The sequence below is a fragment of the Streptomyces sp. NPDC046870 genome, from assembly GCF_040704595.1.
In the GTDB taxonomy this organism is placed as follows: Bacteria; Actinomycetota; Actinomycetes; order Streptomycetales; family Streptomycetaceae; genus Streptomyces; species Streptomyces argyrophylli.
The window spans coordinates 88,284-109,901 of the sequence record NZ_JBEYXM010000023.1 but is presented as its reverse complement, the minus strand read 5'-3'; the positions used below and the strand labels follow the sequence as shown (position 1 = coordinate 109,901).

The 21,618-nt window shown below is 71.1% G+C and carries 18 protein-coding genes; 17 read left to right on the top strand and 1 reads right to left on the bottom strand.

Going from position 1 to position 21,618, the window contains the following annotated elements; all coding sequences use genetic code 11:
* Positions 1 to 26 precede the first annotated feature (26 nt).
* The 12 genes from murF to AB0946_RS33350 all read left to right on the top strand — a co-directional run bounded on the left by murF (position 27) and on the right by AB0946_RS33350 (position 12,547).
* Entirely contained in the window at positions 27 to 1,442 is a 1,416-nt protein-coding gene (murF, locus tag AB0946_RS33405; RefSeq protein WP_366764432.1) for a UDP-N-acetylmuramoyl-tripeptide--D-alanyl-D-alanine ligase, read from the top strand.
* Entirely contained in the window at positions 1,442 to 2,512 is a 1,071-nt protein-coding gene (gene mraY, locus AB0946_RS33400) for a phospho-N-acetylmuramoyl-pentapeptide-transferase (RefSeq protein ID WP_366751504.1), read from the top strand. The genes murF and mraY overlap by 1 nt, the downstream gene beginning before the upstream one ends.
* Entirely contained in the window at positions 2,494 to 3,936 is a 1,443-nt protein-coding gene (gene murD, locus AB0946_RS33395; protein WP_366764431.1) for a UDP-N-acetylmuramoyl-L-alanine--D-glutamate ligase, read from the top strand. The genes mraY and murD overlap by 19 nt, the downstream gene beginning before the upstream one ends.
* Positions 3,937 to 4,004: 68 nt before the next feature.
* Positions 4,005 to 5,372, top strand: coding sequence for a putative lipid II flippase FtsW (ftsW, locus tag AB0946_RS33390; protein ID WP_366764430.1), 1,368 nt, complete (start codon positions 4,005 to 4,007; stop codon positions 5,370 to 5,372).
* A gap of 6 nt (positions 5,373 to 5,378) precedes the next feature.
* Complete coding sequence (gene murG, locus AB0946_RS33385) at positions 5,379 to 6,467, top strand: undecaprenyldiphospho-muramoylpentapeptide beta-N-acetylglucosaminyltransferase (RefSeq protein WP_171157169.1); 1,089 nt, start codon at positions 5,379 to 5,381, stop codon at positions 6,465 to 6,467.
* A gap of 29 nt (positions 6,468 to 6,496) precedes the next feature.
* Complete coding sequence (locus AB0946_RS33380) at positions 6,497 to 7,291, top strand: FtsQ-type POTRA domain-containing protein (RefSeq protein WP_366764429.1); 795 nt, start codon at positions 6,497 to 6,499, stop codon at positions 7,289 to 7,291.
* Positions 7,292 to 7,571: 280 nt separating this feature from the next.
* Positions 7,572 to 8,783 (top strand): cell division protein FtsZ, encoded by a 1,212-nt coding sequence (gene ftsZ, locus AB0946_RS33375; RefSeq protein ID WP_366764428.1) that lies wholly within the window; start codon positions 7,572 to 7,574, stop codon positions 8,781 to 8,783.
* Positions 8,780 to 9,508, top strand: coding sequence for a peptidoglycan editing factor PgeF (gene pgeF / locus AB0946_RS33370; protein WP_366764427.1), 729 nt, complete (start codon positions 8,780 to 8,782; stop codon positions 9,506 to 9,508). The genes ftsZ and pgeF overlap by 4 nt, the downstream gene beginning before the upstream one ends.
* Before the next feature lie 6 nt (positions 9,509 to 9,514).
* A complete protein-coding gene (locus AB0946_RS33365) occupies positions 9,515 to 10,234 on the top strand; it encodes a YggS family pyridoxal phosphate-dependent enzyme (protein WP_366764426.1) in 720 nt (239 codons plus the stop codon).
* Positions 10,235 to 10,361: 127 nt separating this feature from the next.
* Positions 10,362 to 11,003: a cell division protein SepF gene (gene sepF / locus AB0946_RS33360; RefSeq protein ID WP_030642042.1), complete on the top strand. Its 642-nt coding sequence runs from the start codon at positions 10,362 to 10,364 to the stop codon at positions 11,001 to 11,003.
* Between the two features lie 59 nt (positions 11,004 to 11,062).
* The gene (locus tag AB0946_RS33355; RefSeq protein ID WP_030347861.1) at positions 11,063 to 11,353 is read left to right on the top strand and encodes a YggT family protein; all 291 of its coding nucleotides are present in this window, start codon (positions 11,063 to 11,065) and stop codon (positions 11,351 to 11,353) included.
* Positions 11,354 to 11,407: 54 nt separating this feature from the next.
* Entirely contained in the window at positions 11,408 to 12,547 is a 1,140-nt protein-coding gene (locus AB0946_RS33350; protein WP_365698669.1) for a DivIVA domain-containing protein, read from the top strand.
* Between the two features lie 170 nt (positions 12,548 to 12,717).
* On the opposite strand, the gene ileS is transcribed toward AB0946_RS33350, so the two are convergent.
* A complete protein-coding gene (gene ileS, locus AB0946_RS33345; RefSeq protein ID WP_366764425.1) occupies positions 12,718 to 15,861 on the bottom strand; it encodes an isoleucine--tRNA ligase in 3,144 nt (1,047 codons plus the stop codon).
* Between the two features lie 606 nt (positions 15,862 to 16,467).
* On the opposite strand from ileS, the gene AB0946_RS33340 reads away from it, so the two are divergent.
* The 5 genes from AB0946_RS33340 (at position 16,468) to AB0946_RS33320 (ending at position 21,520) form a co-directional block, all read left to right on the top strand.
* Positions 16,468 to 17,589 carry a TraR/DksA C4-type zinc finger protein gene (locus AB0946_RS33340; protein ID WP_366764424.1) on the top strand — a complete coding sequence of 374 codons (1,122 nt, stop codon included), beginning with the start codon at positions 16,468 to 16,470 and terminating at the stop codon, positions 17,587 to 17,589.
* 67 nt (positions 17,590 to 17,656) lie between these two features.
* Entirely contained in the window at positions 17,657 to 18,307 is a 651-nt protein-coding gene (gene lspA / locus AB0946_RS33335) for a signal peptidase II (protein WP_366764423.1), read from the top strand.
* Positions 18,308 to 18,374: 67 nt separating this feature from the next.
* Positions 18,375 to 19,319 carry an RluA family pseudouridine synthase gene (locus tag AB0946_RS33330; protein ID WP_366764422.1) on the top strand — a complete coding sequence of 315 codons (945 nt, stop codon included), beginning with the start codon at positions 18,375 to 18,377 and terminating at the stop codon, positions 19,317 to 19,319.
* Positions 19,310 to 19,783: a GNAT family N-acetyltransferase gene (locus AB0946_RS33325; protein WP_366764421.1), complete on the top strand. Its 474-nt coding sequence runs from the start codon at positions 19,310 to 19,312 to the stop codon at positions 19,781 to 19,783. Before AB0946_RS33330 ends, AB0946_RS33325 begins: the two co-directional genes overlap by 10 nt.
* A 150-nt stretch (positions 19,784 to 19,933) precedes the next feature.
* Positions 19,934 to 21,520: a Na+/H+ antiporter gene (locus AB0946_RS33320; RefSeq protein WP_366764420.1), complete on the top strand. Its 1,587-nt coding sequence runs from the start codon at positions 19,934 to 19,936 to the stop codon at positions 21,518 to 21,520.
* The last annotated feature ends 98 nt before the right edge of the window (positions 21,521 to 21,618 follow it).

The following is a 21,618-nucleotide window of genomic DNA, read 5'->3' as shown; positions in this document are numbered from 1 at the left end:
ATCCAGAAGACCCAGGGGATGAACTTGTGATCGCCCTCTCCCTCGCCGAGATCGCAAAAGTCGTCGGCGGGCAGACGCACGACATACCGGATCCGTCCGTACAGGTCACGGGACCGGTCGTCCGGGACTCCCGCGAGGTGGTGCCCGGCAGCCTGTTCGCCGCCTTCGTCGGCGAGCGCGTGGACGGCCACGACTACGCCCGCGCGGTGACCGAGGCCGGCGCGGTCGCCGTGCTGGCCTCCCGCCCGGTCGGCGTTCCCGCGATCGTCGTCGAGGACGTCCAGACGGCCCTCGGCGCCCTCGCCCGGCACGTCGTACGCCGGCTCGGCGCGACCCTCGTCGCCCTGACCGGCTCGGCCGGCAAGACCAGCACCAAGGACCTCATCGCCCAGGTGCTCCGGCGCAAGGCGCCGACGGTGTTCACGCCCGGCTCGCTCAACAACGAGATCGGGCTGCCGCTGACCGCCCTGTCCGCCACCGAGGAAACCCGGTTCCTCGTGCTGGAGATGGGCGCCCGGGGCATCGGGCACATCCGCTACCTCACCGGTCTCACCCCGCCGAGGATCGGCCTGGTGCTCAACGTCGGCAGCGCCCACATCGGCGAGTTCGGCGGACGTGAGCAGATCGCCCAGGCCAAGGGCGAACTCGTGGAGGCGCTTCCCCCGGCCGAGGAGGGCGGCGTGGCGGTCCTCAACGCCGACGACCCGCTGGTGCGCGCCATGGCCTCCCGTACCAAGGCGAAGGTGGTCCTTTTCGGAGAGTCGGCCGAAGCGGACGTTCGGGCCGAGAACGTACGACTCACGGACAGCGGACAGCCCTCCTTCAGGCTTCACACACCCTCCGGTGCAAGTGATCTGACGATGCGCCTGTACGGTGAGCACCACGTGTCGAACGCGCTCGCCGCGGCCGCCGTCGCCCATGAGCTGGGCATGTCCGCGGAAGAGATCGCCACCGCGCTCTCCGAGGCGGGCTCCCTCTCCCGCTGGCGCATGGAGGTCACCGAGCGCCCGGACGGCGTGACCATCGTCAACGACGCCTACAACGCCAACCCCGAGTCCATGCGGGCCGCCCTCAGGGCGCTCGCGGCCATGGGCAAGGGGCGCCGCACGTGGGCGGTGCTCGGCAAGATGGCCGAGCTGGGGGACGAGGCGCTCGCCGAGCACGACGCCGTCGGACGGCTCGCCGTCCGGCTCAACGTCAGCAAGCTCGTCGCCGTCGGGGGGATTGAGGCCTCCTGGCTGCAATTGGGCGCATATAACGAGGGTTCGTGGGGTGAGGAGTCGGTGCACGTGTCCGACGCACAGGCGGCGATCGACCTGTTGCGCAGCGAGTTGCGCCCGGGGGACGTCGTGCTCGTGAAGGCGTCCCGTTCGGTGGGTCTGGAGAGCGTCGCCCAGGCGCTCGTCGAGACCGGTGCCGAGGGTGAGGTTGCCGCCCGATGATGAAGCAGATCCTGTTCTCAGGAGTCATTGGCCTCTTCCTGACGCTGGTCGGCACCCCGCTGCTGATCAAGCTCCTCGCCCGCAAGGGCTACGGCCAGTACATCCGTGACGACGGCCCGCGCGAGCACGCCAGCAAGCGCGGTACGCCGACCATGGGCGGTATCGCCTTCATCCTGGCGACGATCGCCGCGTACTTCCTGAGCAAGCTCATCACCGGTTACCCGCCCACCTACTCCGGGCTGCTGGTCCTCGGCCTGATGGCCGGCATGGGCCTGGTCGGCTTCCTCGACGACTACATCAAGATCGTCAAGCGGCGCTCGCTGGGCCTGCGGGCCAAGGCCAAGATGGCCGGACAGCTGATCGTCGGCATCGCCTTCGCCGTGCTGTCGCTGCAGTTCTCCGACGCCCGCGGCAACACCCCGGCCTCCACCAAGCTGTCGTTCATCACCGACTTCGGCTGGTCCATCGGCCCGGTGCTGTTCGTCGTCTGGGCGCTGTTCATGATCCTCGCGATGTCGAACGGCGTGAACCTCACCGACGGTCTGGACGGCCTCGCCACCGGCGCCTCCGTCCTCGTCTTCGGCGCCTACACCTTCATCGGCGTCTGGCAGTTCCAGGAGTCCTGCGCCAACGCGGGCACCCTGACCAACCCCGGCGCCTGCTACGAGGTGCGCGACCCGCTGGACCTGGCCGTGGTCGCCTCCGCGCTGATGGGTGCCTGCCTCGGCTTCCTGTGGTGGAACACCTCGCCGGCGAAGATCTTCATGGGCGACACCGGCTCGCTCGCCCTCGGCGGTGTCCTCACCGGCCTGGCCATCCTCTCCCGCACGGAGCTGCTGGTGGCCATCATGGGCGGCCTGTTCGTCCTCATCACCATGTCGGTCGTCATCCAGGTCGGCTCGTTCCGGCTCACCGGCAAGCGCGTCTTCCGGATGGCACCGCTCCAGCACCACTTCGAACTCAAGGGCTGGTCCGAGGTCCTGGTGGTGGTCCGATTCTGGATCATCCAGGGCATCTGTGTGATCGTCGGACTGGGCCTCTTCTACGCGGGATGGGCAGCGGACAAGTGACCTCCTCGGTGCCTTCTGGGCCTTCCGACTTCCAGGGCAAGCACGTCACCGTCGCCGGGCTCGGCGTCTCCGGTGTCCCGGCGGCCAAGGCGCTGCACGCGCGCGGGGCGATCGTCACGGTCGTCAACGACGGCGACGACGCACGCGCGCGGGAGCAGGCCGCGGAGCTGGAGGCGCTCGGCGTCACCGTGCGCCTCGGCGACGGCGAGACCCTGCCGGAGGGCACCGAGCTGATCGTCACCGCGCCCGGCTGGAAGCCGGACAAGCCGCTGTTCCTCGCCGCCGGGAAGGCCGGTGTGCCGGTCTGGGGCGACGTGGAGCTGGCCTGGCGGCTGCGCGGCCCGGACGCGGCCCCGTGGCTGGCCGTGACGGGCACCAACGGCAAGACCACGACCGTCCAGATGCTCGCCTCCATCCTGAAGGCGGCGGGCCTGCGCACGGCCGCCGTGGGCAACATCGGCGTCTCCCTGCTGGACGCCGTCCTCGGCGAGGAGCCGTACGACGTCCTCGCCGTGGAGCTGTCCAGCTACCAGCTCCACTGGGCGCCCTCCCTGCGGGCGCACTCCGCGGTCGTCCTCAACCTCGCGCCGGACCACCTGGACTGGCACGGCTCCATGGAGGCGTACGCGCGCGACAAGGGCCGTATCTACGAGGGCAACAAGGTCGCCTGCGTCTACAACGTCGCCGACAAGGCCACCGAGGACCTCGTGCGCGAGGCCGACGTCGAGGAGGGCTGCCGGGCCGTGGGGTTCACGCTCGGCACGCCCGGACCCTCCCAACTCGGCGTCGTCGACGGCATCCTGGTCGACCGGGCCTTCGTCGAGAACCGGCACGAGAACGCGCAGGAGCTGGCCGAGGTCTCCGACGTCGACCCGCCCGCGCCGCACAACATCGCCAACGCCCTCGCCGCCGCCGCCCTCGCGCGCGCCTTCGGGGTGCCCGCGAGCGCCGTACGGGACGGTCTGCGGGCCTTCCGCCCGGACGCCCACCGCATCTCGCACGTCGCCGACATCGACGGGGTCGCGTACGTGGACGACTCCAAGGCGACCAACACGCACGCCGCCGAGGCCTCTTTGGCGTCATATGAACCGATCGTATGGATTGCGGGCGGTCTGGCGAAGGGCGCGACCTTCGACGAGCTGGTCGCCAAGTCGGCGAAGCGGCTCCGCGGTGCCGTCCTGATCGGTGCCGACCGGGCCCTGATCCGGGACGCCCTCGCGCGACACGCGCCGGAAGTACCCGTGGTCGACCTCGAACGGACCGACACTGGGGCGATGCTCCAGGCGGTGACGGAAGCGAGGCGGCTGGCTCGGCCCGGCGACACGGTGCTGCTGGCCCCGGCCTGCGCCTCCATGGACATGTTCACCAACTACAACCAGCGCGGTGACGCGTTCGCGGCTGCGGTCCGCGAACTCGGCGCCTGACCCCGGCCGCCTGCCGGGCGGATCTTGGGAGGGACGCGTGGGACGGTCGACGTTCAGCGGAGGCGCCGATGCCCAGTAGCCGTACCGGCCGGCCACCCGTGCAGCGGGCGTCCCGGCGCCCGCGTTCCGCCGCGGTCCGGCCCCCGCGCGAGAACCCCGTACAACGGCTCTACACGCGCGCGCGCAGGGCCTGGGACCGGCCGCTGACCGCCTACTACCTGATCGTCGGCGGCAGTGTGCTGATCACCGTGCTGGGCCTGGTGATGGTCTACTCGGCCTCCCAGATCACCGCGCTCCAGCTGTCGCTGCCCGGGTCGTACTTCTTCCGCAAGCAGTTCCTCGCGGCGCTGATCGGCGGGGCACTGCTGTTCGCCGCCTCCCGCATGCCGGTGAAGCTGCACCGGGCGCTCGCCTACCCGATCCTCGCCGGCGCCGTCTTCCTGATGGCCCTGGTGCAGGTGCCCGGGATAGGGATGGCGGTCAACGGCAACCAGAACTGGATCTCCCTCGGCGGCTCCTTCCAGATCCAGCCCAGCGAGTTCGGCAAGCTCGCCCTGGTGCTGTGGGGGGCGGACCTGATCGCCCGCAAGCAGGAGAGGAAGCTGCTGACCCAGTGGAAGCACATGCTGGTGCCGCTGGTCCCGGTCGCGTTCCTGCTGCTCGGGCTGATCATGCTCGGCGGTGACATGGGCACCGCGATCATCCTCACGGCGATCCTCTTCGGCCTGCTGTGGCTGGCGGGCGCCCCCACCCGGCTGTTCGCGGGCGTGCTCTCCGTCGCCGGCCTGATCGGTGTGACGCTCATCAAGACGAGCCCCAACCGTATGGCCCGCCTCGCCTGCATCGGCGCGACCGAGCCCAAGGCCGGGGTCGCCGACTGCTGGCAGGCCGTGCACGGGATCTACGCCCTGGCCTCCGGCGGACTCTTCGGCTCCGGACTCGGCGCGAGTGTGGAAAAATGGGGCCAACTCCCGGAAGCCCACACCGACTTCATCTTCGCCGTCACCGGTGAGGAACTGGGCCTGGCGGGGACGCTGTCGGTGCTCGCCCTGTTCGCGGCTCTAGGCTATGCGGGTATCCGCGTGGCCGGACGCACGGAGGACCCCTTCGTGAGGTATGCCGCGGGAGGCGTGACCACCTGGATCACCGCCCAGGCGGTGATCAACATCGGTGCGGTGCTCGGTCTGCTGCCGATCGCCGGTGTCCCCCTCCCGCTGTTCTCCTACGGAGGGTCCGCCCTGCTGCCGACCATGTTCGCCATCGGGCTGCTGATCGCCTTCGCGCGCGACGAGCCCGCTGCGCGGGCGGCGCTTGCGATGCGGCAACCTCGCTTTGGTAGAAAGCGGGCGGGAGGCTCCGGTGCCGAGCGGGGGCCTCGGAGATGGAACACGATGCGACGGCGTGCCTCGGCGGCGCGTTCGTCCGGAGAGCGGTGAATTTCGGTGCATGTCGTACTCGCCGGTGGAGGGACCGCCGGCCACATCGAGCCCGCGCTCGCCCTCGCGGACGCCCTGCGCAGGCAGGACCCGACCGTGGGGATCACGGCCCTGGGCACGGAGCGCGGCCTGGAGACCCGGCTCGTCCCGGAGCGCGGCTACGAGCTCGCGCTGATCCCGGCGGTGCCCCTGCCGCGCAAGCCCACCCCCGAGCTGATCACCGTCCCGGGCCGGCTGCGTGGCACGATCAAGGCGGCCGAGCAGATCCTGGAGCGCACCAAGGCGGACTGCGTGGTCGGCTTCGGCGGCTACGTCGCCCTGCCCGGCTACCTGGCCGCCAAGCGCCTCGGCGTGCCCATCGTGATCCACGAGGCCAACGCCCGTCCGGGCCTGGCCAACAAGATCGGCTCGCGGTACGCGGCCCGGGTCGCCGTCTCCACCCCGGACAGCAAGCTGCGTGACGCCCGCTACATCGGCATCCCGCTGCGCCGCTCCATCGCCACGCTGGACCGCGCCGCCGTCCGGCCCGAGGCCCGCCACCGCTTCGGCCTCGACCCCAACCTGCCCACGCTGCTCGTCTCCGGCGGCTCGCAGGGCGCCCGGCGGCTGAACGAGGTGACGCAGGCGGTCGCCCCGTGGCTCCAGCAGGCCGGCATCCAGATCCTGCACGCGGTCGGCCCGAAGAACGAACTGCCGCAGGTGCACCAGATGCCGGGAATGCCGCCATACATCCCGGTAAGTTACCTGGACCGGATGGACCTCGCGTACGCCGCGGCCGACATGATGCTCTGCCGCGCGGGCGCGATGACCGTCGCCGAACTCTCCGCCGTCGGACTCCCGGCCGCGTACGTCCCGCTGCCCATCGGCAACGGCGAACAGCGGCTCAACGCCCAGCCGGTGGTCAAGGCCGGCGGCGGGCTCCTCGTCGACGACGCGGAGCTGACGCCCGAGTGGGTGCAGCAGAACGTGCTGCCCGTGCTCGCGGACCCGCACCGGCTGTACGAGATGTCCCGCGCGGCGAGCGAGTTCGGCCGCCGGGACGCCGACGACCTGCTCGTCGGCATGGTGTACGAGGCGATCGCCTCTCGCCGGTAGGACCGTATGACGAAAGGGCAGTGAGCAGCGTGGCCGGACCCTCCACCGCCGAGCGCGGAGAACGCCAGCAGGAGTCGTCCGGCCCGCCGCCCGCCCGTGGGCCGGCACGGCGGCGTCTGCGCGCGCTCGTCGCCCTGGTCGCCCTCCTCGTGCTCCTCGGGGGCGGTTGTGTCTGGGTGCTGTACGGCTCCTCGTGGCTGCGCGTCGAGAGCGTCTCGGTGTCGGGCACGCGCGTGCTGACCCCGGCCGAGGTGCGCGAGGCGGCGGCCGTACCTGTCGGAAAACCGATGATTTCCGCCGACACGGACGCCATCGAAGCCCGGCTTCGCCGGAAACTGCCCCGCATCGACACCGTGGACGTGGTTCGTTCCTGGCCGCACGGCATCGGTCTGAAAGTGATCGAGCGCACTCCGGTCCTGCTCATCCGAAAGGGCGGGAACGTCGTCGAAGTCGACGACGACGGCGTCCGGTTCGCCACGGTCGCGCACGCGCCGAGCGGCGTTCCGCTGCTGGAACTGTCCGCGTCCCGGACGGGTCCCGGCGCCGCCAGCTTCCGGCGCTTCGGCGCCGACCGGCTGGTGCGCGAGGCGGTCCGGGTCGCGGGGGACCTGCCGGACGCGGTGGCGAAGGCCACCCGGACCGTCCACGTGCGCACCTACGACGACATCACGCTGGAGCTGGCCGGCGGCCGCACCGTCGCGTGGGGCAGCGACGAACAGGGCCGTGCCAAGGCACGGTCCCTCACGGCTCTCATGAAAGCATCCCCCGGCGCGCGGCACTTCGACGTCAGCGTGCCCACCGCCCCTGCGTCATCGGGGAGTTGACGCACATCCGCGCAGGCCAGCACCCTGGTTGGGCACCGCTACGGCTGATCACATAGGGTGAAAAGAAAAACGGGAGGTTCGGCGTGTTCGTTGAACGGGCGCCACTTGTCGACTTAGTGTCCTGTTCAGAAGACTCCAGGGAACAGACACACTGGTAACCCTAAACTTCAGGGTTAGGGTTCGGGTCGGCGCTACGGACCGTCCCATTCGGCATCCGTCGTCCCGGCGCGGGGCAACCGCACGGCGGCGACAACGTAATTCGAGGCGAGAGGCCTTCGACGTGGCAGCACCGCAGAACTACCTCGCAGTCATCAAGGTCATCGGTGTCGGCGGCGGTGGTGTCAATGCCATCAACCGGATGATCGAGGTCGGTCTCAAGGGCGTCGAGTTCATCGCCATCAACACCGACGCACAGGCGCTGTTGATGAGCGACGCCGACGTCAAGCTCGACGTCGGCCGCGAACTCACCCGCGGACTCGGCGCCGGAGCCAACCCGGCCGTCGGCCGCAAGGCCGCCGAGGACCACCGCGAGGAGATCGAGGAGGTCCTCAAGGGGGCCGACATGGTCTTCGTGACGGCCGGTGAAGGCGGCGGCACCGGCACCGGCGGCGCGCCCGTCGTGGCCAACATCGCGCGCTCGCTCGGCGCGCTCACCATCGGCGTGGTCACCCGCCCGTTCACCTTCGAGGGACGGCGCCGCGCGAACCAGGCCGAGGACGGCATCGCCGAGCTCCGCGAAGAGGTCGACACCCTCATCGTCATCCCGAACGACCGGCTGCTGTCCATCTCGGACCGCCAGGTCTCGGTCCTGGACGCCTTCAAGTCCGCCGACCAGGTCCTGCTCTCCGGTGTTCAGGGCATCACCGACCTCATCACCACCCCCGGCCTGATCAACCTCGACTTCGCCGACGTCAAGTCGGTCATGTCCGAGGCCGGGTCCGCCCTCATGGGCATCGGCTCGGCCCGCGGCGACGACCGTGCGGTGGCCGCGGCCGAGATGGCGATCTCCTCGCCGCTGCTGGAGGCGTCCATCGACGGCGCCCGTGGCGTGCTGCTCTCCATCTCCGGCGGCTCCGACCTCGGCCTGTTCGAGATCAACGAGGCCGCCCAGCTGGTCAGCGAGGCCGCCCACCCCGAGGCCAACATCATCTTCGGCGCGGTCATCGACGACGCCCTCGGCGACGAGGTCCGGGTCACCGTGATCGCGGCGGGCTTCGACGGCGGCCAGCCGCCCGCCCGCCGGGACAACGTCCTCGGCGCGGCCTCCGGACCGGCCCCCGCCGCCCGCCGCGAGGAGCCCGCTCCGGCCCGGCCGAGCGAGCCGAGCCGTCCGTCCTTCGGCTCGCTGGGCAGCGTCAAGCCGAAGGAGGAGCCGGAGCCGGCGCCCGAGCCGGTGGCGGAGATCCCGGTCGCCCCGCCGGTGACGCCGGCGCCCCGGACCTACTCGGACAGCGCGGCCGAGGAACTGGACGTCCCGGACTTCCTCAAGTGATAGGACAGCGCGAGAGCGTGAGCGGCGCGCACTTCGCCTTCACCGACAGGTGGGGCGGGGTGAGCGCCGCTCCGTATGAGGAGCTGAACCTCGGCGGCGCGGTCGGCGACGTGCCCGAGGCGGTCCGGGGCAACCGGGAGCTGGCGGCCAAGTCGCTCGGCCTGGACCCCGGCCGGGTCGTCTGGATGAACCAGGTGCACGGCGCCGACGTCGCCGTGGTGGAGGAGCCGTGGGGCGAGCGGCCGGTGCCGGAGGTCGACGCGATCGTCACCGCCCGGCGCGGACTCGCCCTCGCGGTGCTCACCGCCGACTGTGTGCCGGTGCTGCTGGCCGACCCCGAGGCCGGGATCGTCGCCGCGGCCCACGCGGGCCGGCCCGGCATGGTCAAGGGGGTCGTCCTCGCCGCCGTACGCGCCATGGTCGGACTCGGTGCCGAGGCGCGCCGGATCGTCGCCCGTACCGGTCCGTCCGTGTGCGGCCGGTGCTACGAGGTGCCCGAGGCGATGCGCGCCGAGGTGGCCGCCGTCGAGCCGGCGGCGCACGCCGAGACGAGCTGGGGCACGCCGGCGCTCGATGTGAGCGCCGGGGTGCACGCGCAGCTCGACCGGCTCGGGGTGTGCGACCGGGCGCAGGCGCCGGTGTGCACGCTGGAGTCGGACGACCACTTCTCGTACCGCCGCGACCGCACCACCGGGCGGCTCGCGGGCTATGTCTGGCTGGACTGATGGGGCATGACGGACCGTAAGACCGAACTCGCCGCGAATCTGGCGAAGGTGGAGGAGCGCATCACCGCCGCGTGCGTGGCGGCCGGGCGCGCGCGGGAGGAAGTGACCCTGATCGTGGTCACCAAGACCTACCCGGCGAGCGATGTGCGGATCCTGTCCGGACTCGGTGTGCGCCATGTCGCCGAGAACCGTGACCAGGACGCGGCCCCGAAGGCCGCCGCGTGCGCGGATCTGCCCCTGAAGTGGCACTTCGTCGGCCAGTTGCAGACCAACAAGGTGCGTTCCGTGGTCGGTTACGCCGATGTCGTGCAGTCCGTCGACCGTTCCCGGCTCGTCGCCGCGCTGTCGAAGGAGGCGGTGCGGGCGGAGCGCGAGGTGGGATGCCTCATCCAGGTCGCGTTCGACGCCGGCGCGAGCGGCAGGGGCGACCGCGGTGGCGTGGCCCCGGAGGGAATCGAAGAGTTGGCCGACCTCGTCGCCGGGGCGCCCGGGCTGCGGCTCGACGGGCTGATGACCGTCGCTCCGCTCACCGGGGAGTACGCGGGGCGCGAACAGGCGGCGTTCGAGCGCCTGGTGGTTTTGTCGACTGACCTGCGCCGAGCCCATCCGACTGCAACCATGGTGTCGGCAGGGATGAGCGCGGACCTCGAACAGGCCGTGGCCGCCGGGGCGACACATGTGCGCGTCGGCACCGCGGTACTCGGAGTCCGCCCCAGCCTCGGGTAACGTCGCCAGGAAGTCGGACCACAGCAGAAAATATGGTCAGTGCACGCAAGGCGGGCACAACGACCACGTGGATCGCGGGCACTTGGCAGTCGTCAGTCGATCCACCACAGAGCGGAGGACTCAGAGCATGGCCGGCGCGATGCGCAAGATGGCGGTCTACCTCGGCCTCGTGGAGGACGATGGGTACGACGGCCGCGGATTCGACCCCGACGACGACTTCGAGCCCGAACTGGACCCGGAGCCCGAGCGGGACCACCGACGGCACGAGCCGTCGCACCAGTCGCACGGCGCACATCAGTCCCAAAGGGACGAAGAGGTGCGGATCGTACAGCCGCCCGCGCCCCGCGAGCCGGTGGCCCGTTCGACTTCGCTCGCCGCGGAATCCGGACGCCCGGCGCGGATCGCGCCCGTGGCATCCATCACACAAGAACGTCAGTCCCTGGAGAAGAACGCGCCGGTGATCATGCCCAAGGTCGTGTCGGAACGAGAGCCTTACCGGATCACCACGCTTCACCCGCGGACCTACAACGAGGCCCGTACCATCGGGGAACACTTCCGTGAGGGCACCCCGGTGATCATGAATCTGACTGAGATGGATGACACAGACGCCAAGCGACTTGTCGACTTTGCGGCCGGTTTGGTGTTTGGTCTTCACGGCAGCATCGAGCGGGTGACGCAGAAGGTGTTCCTGTTGTCTCCTGCTAACGTCGATGTCACGGCGGAGGACAAGGCCCGCATCGCAGAGGGCGGGTTCTTCAACCAGAGCTGAGACGTAGGCCGGATCGAAGCACGGAAGAGCACGGAACAGGGGAGAGGGAACCACAGGCCATGAGCGTGTTCGCGCAGGTGATCTACATCGCGCTGATGGTGTTCCTCGTCGTGCTCATCTTCCGGCTGGTCATGGACTACGTTTTCCAGTTCGCCCGCTCGTGGCAACCCGGCAAGGCGATGGTGGTCGTACTGGAGGCCACCTACACTGTCACCGATCCACCGCTGAAGCTTCTGCGGCGGTTCATCCCGCCGCTGCGTCTCGGGGGCGTGGCGCTCGACCTGTCCTTCTTCGTACTGATGATCATCGTCTACATTCTCATCTCCGTCGCGGGGAGCTTCGTGAGATGAGGATGGGGACGATCCGGTCTTGCCGACTGCCGATGACTACGTTGAGGTGAAGAGATGCCGTTGACCCCCGAGGACGTGCGGAACAAGCAGTTCACGACCGTCCGCCTCCGAGAAGGCTATGACGAGGACGAGGTCGATGCCTTCCTCGACGAGGTCGAAGCCGAACTGACCCGTCTGCTCCGCGAGAACGAGGACCTGCGCGCCAAGCTGGCCGCGGCCACCCGTGCCGCCGCGCAGAACCAGCAGAACGCGCGCAAGCCTCCGGAGCAGGACCAGCAGCAGCACCAGCAGCACCAGCAGCAGGGCATGCGAGGTCCCGGCGCTCCCGTGCCCGCCGGGATATCGGGCCCGCCGCAGCAGCAGATGGGTGGCCCCATGGGTGGTCCGCCCCAGCTGCCGAGCGGTGCCCCGCAGCTGCCCGCCGGCCCCGGCGGTCAGGGCGGCCCGCAGGGTCCCGGCCCGATGGGCCAGGGTCCGATGGGTCAGGGCCCGATGGGTGGACAGCCGCCCATGCAGCAGCAGATGGGCGGCCCGATGGGCGGTCCCATGGGTGGTCCCATGGGCGGTCCGATGGGCGGCCCCGGTCAGGGCCCCGGTGGCGACAGCGCCGCCCGTGTCCTCTCGCTGGCCCAGCAGACCGCCGACCAGGCGATCGCCGAGGCCCGTTCCGAGGCCAACAAGATCGTCGGCGAGGCCCGCAGCCGCGCCGAGGGTCTGGAGCGTGACGCCCGTGCCAAGGCCGACGCCCTGGAGCGGGACGCGCAGGAGAAGCACCGCGTCGCCATGGGCTCCCTGGAGTCCGCCCGCGCCACGCTGGAGCGCAAGGTCGAGGACCTGCGCGGCTTCGAGCGCGAGTACCGCACGCGCCTGAAGTCGTACCTGGAGTCGCAGCTGCGTCAGCTGGAGACCCAGGCCGACGACTCGCTGGCCCCGCCGCGCACGCCGGCCACCGCGTCCCTGCCGCCGTCCCCGGCGCCCTCCATGGCCCCGGCCGGCGCGAGCGCCCCGTCCTACGGCGGCAACCAGACGATGGGTGGAAACCCCTCGCCGTCCGCCCCGTCCTACGGCGGTCAGCAGCAGATGACCCCGGCCATGACCCAGCCCATGGCTCCGGTCCGCCCGCAGGGCCCGTCCCCGATGGGTCAGGCTCCCTCGCCGATGCGTGGGTTCCTGATCGACGAGGACGACAACTGAGCACCGGGCACCAGTACGACAACGGCGTCGGCAGCGTCTGATAGGGCGGGCCCCCCGGACTTCGGTCCCGGGGGCCCGCCCTTTTTACGCGGGTTGCGTGACGAGGCGGCCCATGAAGGAAGGGCCCGGCCCCCCGAGGGGGGCCGGGCCCTTCGCGCACCGCCGGCCGCTTACGCCTTGCGGAGCCGGAACGTGAGGGACAGCCCCTCGTCGGTGAACGGCTCACCGAAGCTGTCGTCGGCCTCGCCCTGGGCGAAGTCGGTCGACAGCACCTCGTCGGCGATCAGCCCCGCGTGCTCGGCGAGGGCCGCCACCACAGCCGGGTCCGTGGAGGTCCAGCGCAGCGCGATCCGGTCGGCGACATCGAGGCCGCTGTTCTTGCGGGCCTCCTGGATCAGCCGGATCGCGTCACGGGCCAGGCCCGCCTGCCGCAGCTCCTCGGTGATCTCCAGGTCCAGCGCCACCGTGGCACCGGAGTCGGAGGCCACCGACCAGCCCTCGCGCGGGGTCTCCGTGATGATCACCTCGTCCGGAGCGAGGGTGACCGTCTCACCGTCGAGCTCCACGGAGGCCGTGCCCTCGCGCAGGGCGAGGGACAGCGCGGCGGCGTCGGCGGCGGCGATCGCCTTCGCCACGTCCTGCACCCGCTTGCCGAACCGCTTGCCGAGCGCCCGGAAGTTGGCCTTCGCGGTCGTGTCGACCAGGCTGCCGCCGACCTCGCTGAGCGACGCCAGTGCCTCGACGTTCAGCTCCTCCGTGATCTGCGTGTGCAGCTCCGGGTCCAGTGCCTCGAAGCCGCTCGCCGCGATCAGCGCCCGGGACAGCGGCTGACGCGTCTTGACGCCGGACTCCGCGCGCGTGGCGCGGCCCAGCTCGACCAGCCGGCGGACCAGGACCATCTGCTTCGACAGCTCCGGATCGATCGCCGACAGGTCCGCCTCCGGCCAGGTGGCCAGGTGCACGGACTCCGGCGCGCCCGGTGTGACGGGAACCACCAGGTCCTGCCACACCCGCTCGGTGATGAACGGGGTGATCGGCGCCATCAGCTTGGTGACCGTCTCCAGCACCTCGTGCAGCGTGCGCAGCGCGGCCTTGTCGCCCTGCCAGAAGCGGCGGCGGGAACGGCGGACGTACCAGTTCGACAGGTCGTCGACGAACGCGCTCAGCAGCTTGCCGGCGCGCTGGGTGTCGTACGCCTCCAGGGCCTGCGTCACCTGGTCGGTGAGCGCGTGCAGCTCGGACAGCAGCCAGCGGTCCAGCACCGGGCGCTCGGCCGGCGCCGGGTCCGCCGCGGACGGCGCCCAGTCCGACGTACGGGCGTACAGGGCCTGGAAGGCGACCGTGTTCCAGTAGGTCAGCAGCGTCTTGCGGACGACCTCCTGGATGGTGCCGTGGCCCACCCGGCGCGCGGCCCACGGGGAGCCGCCGGCCGCCATGAACCAGCGCACCGCGTCCGCGCCGTGCTGGTCCATGAGCGGGATCGGCTGCAGGATGTTGCCCAGGTGCTTGGACATCTTGCGGCCGTCCTCGGCCAGGATGTGGCCCAGGCAGACGACGTTCTCGTACGACGACTTGTCGAAGACGAGCGTGCCGACGGCCATCAGCGTGTAGAACCAGCCACGGGTCTGGTCGATCGCCTCGGAGATGAACTGCGCCGGGTACCGGCTCTCGAACAGCTCCTTGTTCTTGTACGGGTAGCCCCACTGCGCGAACGGCATCGAGCCCGAGTCGTACCAGGCGTCGATGACCTCCGGCACGCGCGTGGCCGTCGCGCCGCAGCCCTCGTGGGGGCAGGCGAAGGTGACCTCGTCGATGTACGGACGGTGCGGGTCGAGGCCCGACTGGTCGGTGCCGGTCAGCTCGCTCAGCTCGGTGAGGGAGCCGACGCACGTGAGGTGGTCCTCCCCGCAGCGCCAGATCGGCAGCGGGGTGCCCCAGTAGCGGTTGCGCGACAGCGCCCAGTCGATGTTGTTGTTCAGCCAGTCGCCGTACCGGCCGTGCTTGACCGTCTCCGGGAACCAGTTGGTCTTCTCGTTCTCCTGGATGAGCCGGTCCTTGATGGCCGTCGTGCGGATGTACCAGGAGGGCTGCGCGTAGTAGAGCAGCGCGGTGTGGCAGCGCCAGCAGTGCGGGTAGCTGTGCTCGTACGGCAGGTGCTTGAAGAGCAGACCGCGCTGGTTCAGGTCGTCGGTGAGCCTTTCATCCGCCTTCTTGAAGAAGACGCCGCCGACCAGCGGGACGTCCTCCTCGAAGGTGCCGTCCGGGCGGACCGGGTTGACGACCGGCAGGTCGTAGGAGCGGCAGACCTTGAGGTCGTCCTCACCGAAGGCCGGGGACTGGTGCACCAGACCGGTGCCGTCGTCGGTGGTGACGTACTCGGCGTTCACGACGAAGTGCGCCGGGGCCGGGAACTCCACCAGCTCGAACGGGCGCTGGTACGTCCAGCGCTCCATCTCGGCACCGGTGAAGGTCTGGCCCGTGGTCTCCCAGCCCTCGCCGAGCGCCTTGGCGACGAGCGGCTCGGCGACGACGAGCTTCTCCTCGCCGTCGGTGGCGACCACGTAGGTCACCTCCGGGTGCGCGGCGACTGCCGTGTTGGACACCAGGGTCCAGGGGGTCGTCGTCCACACCAGGAGCGCGGCCTGGCCGGCGAGCGGACCGGAGGTGAGCGGGAAACGGACGTACACCGACGGGTCGACGACCGTCTCGTACCCCTGCGCCAGCTCGTGGTCGGACAGGCCGGTGCCGCAGCGCGGGCACCAGGGGGCGACCCGGTAGTCCTGGGTGAGGAGCCCCTTGTCGAAGATCTGCTTCAGCGACCACCACACCGACTGCACGTAGTCGGGGTCCATGGTCCGGTAGGCGTCGTCCAGGTCGACCCAGTAGCCCATGCGGGTCGTCAGCTCGGCGAAGGCGTCGGTGTGCCGGGTCACGGACTCGCGGCACTTGGCGTTGAACTCGGCGATGCCGTACGCCTCGATGTCCGGCTTGCCGGAGAAGCCCAGCTCCTTCTCGACGGCCAGCTCGACGGGCAGCCCGTGGCAGTCCCAGCCCGCCTTGCGGGCCACGTGGTAGCCGCGCATGGTGCGGAAGCGGGGGAAGACGTCCTTGAAGACGCGGGCCTCGATGTGGTGGGCGCCGGGCATGCCGTTCGCGGTGGGCGGGCCCTCGTAGAACACCCATTCCGGGCGGCCCTCGGACTGCTCCAGGCTCTTGGCGAAGATCTTCTGCTCGCGCCAGAAGTCGAGCACGGCGTGCTCAAGAGCGGGCAGGTCGACCTGTGCGGGCACCTGGCGGTACGTCGGCGCTGTCATCTGCGAGCATCCTCCAACGGACTTGCTGCCTTCCGTCGGAGGGACGAGAGCCTTCGTTGCTGTCTACGCCGTGTGCGGCGCGCTCCCGCGGTACCACCCTCCTTGGCCCCCCGCCACGCCGTACGCGCCGGTGAGCCCCCTCATTGGGGTCGCGAAGCCGGTTCTACTCGCCGTCGCCCTGCGGCTGCGGCTTTCTTCCGGCGGCTCCGGGGTGATCTTCACGTCGCGCTCGCCCCCGGGCTCACACCGTCCCCGGGTCGCTCTGGGCTGCCTACGCCGCTACTCGTCCCCATCCACGCTTCTCGCTCCGCCCAGTGTACGGCGCCGCGCGGACAGCGGCGGACCGGTTTTCCGGGCGGCGCGGGCGCGGGCCTTGCGACCGGGCCGTATGACCCGAATGGCGAGGGGCGGGGGCGCCGGGGCGGGCGCGGGCGCTCCCCGGCGGATTACCCGGCGGGGAGCTGGGCACAACGGATGCATGCCCGTGGCTCGGGGGGTGCGGGCGGGCGAATCGGGCGGTGTGCCCCGTTGCCGCGGGACTCAAGTCGATTTATCGTCCCAGCACGATTCGCGAGGAAGATCACAATATGTGAAGGGGCCGCGGCCATGGTGGCGAAGAAGACCGCCGTACAGCAGCCGGCGACCGGGAAGACCGGCGCGAGGCCTGCCACCGAGAAGACGGCCCAGGGCAGGACGGCCGCCACGGAGACGGCTGCCGTGAAGACGGCTGCGCTGAAGGCGGGGGGCACCAACGCGGTGGGCGCGAAGGCGGTCGTCGGCGGGAGACCGGTCGCTGCGGGGAAGGCTGCGAAGAAGGCGGCCGAGAAGAAGACGGCTGAGAAGAAGACGGCTGTGCAGAAGGCCGCTCGGAAGAACGCCGCCGGCAAGAGGGCGGCTGTGAGGGAAACGGCTCCCAAGGGGGCAGTGGATAGCAGGACGGACGCCGGGAAGACGGCCGTGAAGGACGCGGCGGCCGGGAAGACGGCCGTGGCGGAGGAGGCCGCGCCGAAGAAGACGGCCACGAAGAGGCCGGCCGCCCACCGGACGGCCGCGGCGGAGAAGTCCGCGAGGAAGGAAGCGGCCGCCGAGGCGACGGCCGCGGCAGAAGCGGCCGGCAAGAAGGCCGTCGCCAAGAAGGCCGCCCCCGGGAAGGCCGCCGCCGACAAGGCAGCGGTGAAGGAGGCGGCCGGCAAGAGCACGACCAAGGACGCGGGCGCGGCGCGGGCCGCGAAGCAGACGGGAGCCACGACAGTGGTTGCGAAGAAGACTCCTGGCACGGCCACGGCGGAACAGACCGCCGTCCCCAAGGCGCGGCTCGGCGCGGTGGAGCCCGGTGAACTGGCGGTACGCCCCGGCGAGGATCCCTGGACCGCGGAGGAGGTCGACGAGGCCCGCACGGAGCTGCAGTCCGAGATGGAACGGCTGCGGGAGGAGATCAGCTCGTCCGAGGCGTCCCTGGCCGGCCTGATGCGGGACTCCGGGGACGGTGCCGGCGACGACCAGGCCGACACCGGCACCAAGAACATCACGCGCGAGCACGAGCTGGCGCTGGCCGCCAACGCGCGCGAGATGCTGGTCCAGACCGAGCGGGCCCTGGAACGGCTCGACGCGGGCACCTACGGCGTGTGCGAGAACTGCGGCAACCCCATCGGGAAGGCCCGGATGCAGGCGTTCCCCAGGGCCACGCTGTGCGTGGAGTGCAAGCAGAAGCAGGAACGCCGCTCCTGAGCGTGGGGGGCCCTCAGGGCGTGCCGTAGTCTCGTCCTCAGTCAGGCACCTAGGTTGAGGGACTCACGTGGCAGAGGCGGAGCGGATCATCGGTACGCCGGACACCCCGGACGACGGCGGCGAGCACACGGCGGCGGCCGAAGCGCCCGCCGGCACCGGCGCGGTCGGCGCGTCCGGGGAGGCCGGCGTGTCCGGCGCGGGCGGGCAGGGGGCCACGGCGGCGCGGACCGGCCGCGGGCGCCGGATCGCCGTGCTGTTCGCGGTGGCCGCGTTCGCGTACGCCCTCGACCTGGTCAGCAAGATGCTCGTCGTGTCCCGCCTGGAGGGGCGCGCGCCCATCCAGGTCGTCGGGGACCTGCTGGAGCTGCACGCGATCCGCAACCCCGGTGCCGCCTTCGGGTTCGGCGCGGCCTTCACGGTGATCTTCACGCTGATCGCCGCGGCCGTGATCGTCGTGATCATCCGCCTGGCCCGCAAGCTGTACAGCTTCCCCTGGGCCGTCGCGCTCGGCCTGCTGCTCGGCGGCGCGCTCGGCAACCTCACCGACCGGATCTTCCGGGCGCCGGGCGTCTTCGAGGGCGAGGTGGTGGACTTCATCGCGCCCAAGGGCTTCGCCGTGTTCAACCTCGCGGACTCGGCCATCGTGTGCGGCGGCATCCTGATCGTGCTGCTGTCCTTCCGCGGCCTGGACCCCGACGGCACGGTCCACAAGGACTGATCCCGGCCCTCCCGGGTTTTCCACAGGCTCGTGCGGAGCCGTCCGGCCCGTCCGGCATACTCGACGGGTGAGCACGATTCCCGAGATCCGTACCCTGCCCGTGCCCGACGGCCTGGAGGGCGAGCGCGTCGACGCCGCCATCTCCCGCATGTTCGGCTTCTCCCGCACGAAGGCGGCGGAGCTGGCCGCGGCCGGCAAGGTCCAGGTCGACGGCGCGGTGGTCGGCAAGTCCGAGCGGGTGCGCGGCGGCGCCTGGCTCGAGGTCGAGATGCCGCAGGCGCCCGCGCCGGTGCAGGTGGTCGCCGAGCCGGTCGAGGGCATGGAGATCGTGCACGACGACGATGACGTGGTCGTGATCGTCAAGCCGGTCGGCGTGGCCGCGCACCCGTCGCCGGGCTGGTCCGGCCCCACCGTCATCGGCGGTCTCGCCGCCGCCGGGTACCGGATCTCCACGTCCGGCGCCGCCGAGCGCCAGGGCATCGTGCACCGCCTGGACGTCGGCACGTCGGGCCTGATGGTGGTCGCCAAGTCGGAGCGGGCCTACACGTCGCTCAAGCGCCAGTTCAAGGAGCGCACGGTCGACAAGTGCTACCACACCCTCGTCCAGGGCCACCCGGACCCGACGAGCGGCACCATCGACGCCCCGATCGGCCGCCACCCGAACCACGACTACAAGTGGGCGGTCACGGCCGACGGCAAGCCCTCGGTGACCCACTACGACCTCATCGAGGCCTTCCGCGCCGCCTCCCTGCTGGACGTCAAGCTGGAGACGGGCCGCACCCACCAGATCCGCGTCCACATGGCCGCCCACCGCCACCCCTGCGTCGGCGACCTCACCTACGGCGCCGACCCCACCCTCGCCAAGCGGCTGCACCTGACCCGCCAGTGGCTGCACGCCGTCCGCCTCGGCTTCGAGCACCCCGGTGACGGTTCCTGGGTGGAGTTCGGGAGCGACTACCCCGAGGACCTCCAGAACGCCCTCGACCAGGTCCGGGAGGAGACATGGGCGTGAGCCCCGTCTACACCGTCCGGGTCGCCGAGGACCCCGCCGACCGCGAGGCCTGCTTCGCGGTCCGCAAGGAGGTCTTCGTGGCCGAGCAGGGCGTGGCCGAGGACATCGAGTACGACGCCTACGACGCCGTGGCCGTGCACGTGCTGGCGGTCCGCGACGACGGGGTGCCGCTGGGTACCGGGCGCCTGCTGCACGGTGAGGCGGCGGCCGCGAAGACCGGCGGCGACCCGGCGGTGGGCTCCCTGGGCCGGCTCGCCGTCTCCCGGGAGGCCCGTGGGCTCGGCGTCGGCGCGGCCCTGGTGCGTGCCGTCGAGGACGCGGCCCGCGCCCGTGGCCTCACGGCGGTCGACCTGCACGCGCAGACCCACGCCCTGGGTTTCTACGAGCGGCTCGGCTACGAGGCGTACGGCCCGGAGTTCCCGGACGCGGGCATACCGCACCGGGCGATGCGCCGGACCCTGTAGCCGCTGGAGCCGCTGGGGCCAAGTGAGCCGCTGCCGGTCGCACGGTCTTCCGGCGGGCGTGCGGGCGCCAAGGCGTCGGTACGCCGGGTCGCGGGCGTCGTGGCAGGCTTGAGGTCTGCCGTGTGATCGTCGACTCCCGGAGCGCCGTCCTTGGACCAGCTGGCTCTGTTGTTCGTCCTGCTGCTCGGGGCCCTGGTGAGCGTCCCGCTGGGGGACCGGTTCGGGGTGCCTGCGCCCGTGCTGATGACCCTGTTCGGCGGGGTCCTGGCCGTGGCCGAGTTCGTGCCCAACGTGGACATCCCGCCGGACCTGATCCTGCCCGGACTGCTGCCACCGCTGCTCTACGCCGCCGTCCGCCGGACCTCCTGGCGGCAGTTCGCGGCCAACATCCGGCCGATCTTCCTGCTGGCCGTGGCCCTGGTGTTCGTCACGACGGTGTGCGTGGCGTTCGTCGCCAACGCCATCGTGCCGGGGCTGCCGATCGCCGCCGCCGTCGCGCTGGGTGCCCTGATCGCGCCGCCGGACCCGGTCGCCGCGACCAGTGTCGCCGGGCAGCTGGGGCTGCCGCGCCGCCTGGTGTCGATCCTGGAGGGCGAGGGCCTTTTCAACGACGTCACCGCCATCGTGCTGTACCACGTGGCCATCGCGGCGGCCGTGAGCGGTGCGTTCTCGCCCTGGCGGGCCGGTCTCGACCTGGTGCTGTCCGCGGTCGTCGCGGTGGCTGTGGGCCTGGCGCTGGGCTGGGGCGCGAACAAGCTGATGGACCTCCTCGGCGATCCGACCCTGCAGATCGGCATGACGCTGCTGGTGCCGTACGCCTCCTACGTGCTCGCCGAGAAGCTGCACGGCTCCGGGGTGCTCGCGGTGCTCACCACGGCGCTCTTCCTCGCCGAGTACGCCACCGACGCCGACGACGTGATGACCCGGCTCGCCGGACACACCTTCTGGGACATCATCGACACGCTCGTCACCGGTGTCGCCTTCGGACTCATCGGACTGGAGCTGCACAACGCCATCCGCACGGCCCAGGGCCGGTGGGGGGAGATGCTCGGCTGGGCGGCGGCCGTCGTGGGCGTGGTGGTCGTCGTACGGCTGCTGTGGCTGCTGCCGGCGACCTGGCTGACCAAGCGGCTGCACGCCCGCCGGGACTACGACGAGGAGATCCCGGTGAGCTGGCGGGAGACCGTCGTGATGTGGTGGTCCGGGATGCGCGGTGTGGCCTCGGTGGCGCTGGCGCTGGCCGTTCCGCTCAAGACGGACGCCGGGGCGTCCTTCCCCGACCGGGACGAGATCATCTTCATCGCCTTCGGTGTGATCGTCGTCACGCTGGTGTTGCAGGGGCTGACGCTGCCCTGGCTGGTGAAGCGGCTGGGGGTGCGGGCCGACTCCGAAGGGGAGAAGGAGTTCGAGAAGGAGCTCGCGGTGCGGGCGGCGAAGGCGGCGAAGCGGCGGCTGCGGGAGATCGAGCAGGTGGAGGAGCTGCCCGAGGAGCTGTCCGAGCAGATGCTGCGGCGGGCCTTCGACATCGGGATCCGGATCAGCCCGGACATGGGGGAGGAGGAGCGGCGGGAGGCGCATCACCAGCGGGCCAGGCGGCTGAAGCGGGTGCGGCGCATCCAGAACGAGATGCTGAGCGCCGCCCGTCACGAGGTACTGGCGGCGCGGAGCGAGCCGGGGGCGGACCCGGAGATCGTGGACCGGGTGCTGCGGCACCTCGACGTGCGCAGCTTGCGGTGAGCGCCGCGCGCCGGCGTCCGGCCGGTCACGCGCACCAGGCCCCGGCCAGTCATACGAATGTGCCGGTCCTGTGGACAACTCCCGGCACGGACCGTCTC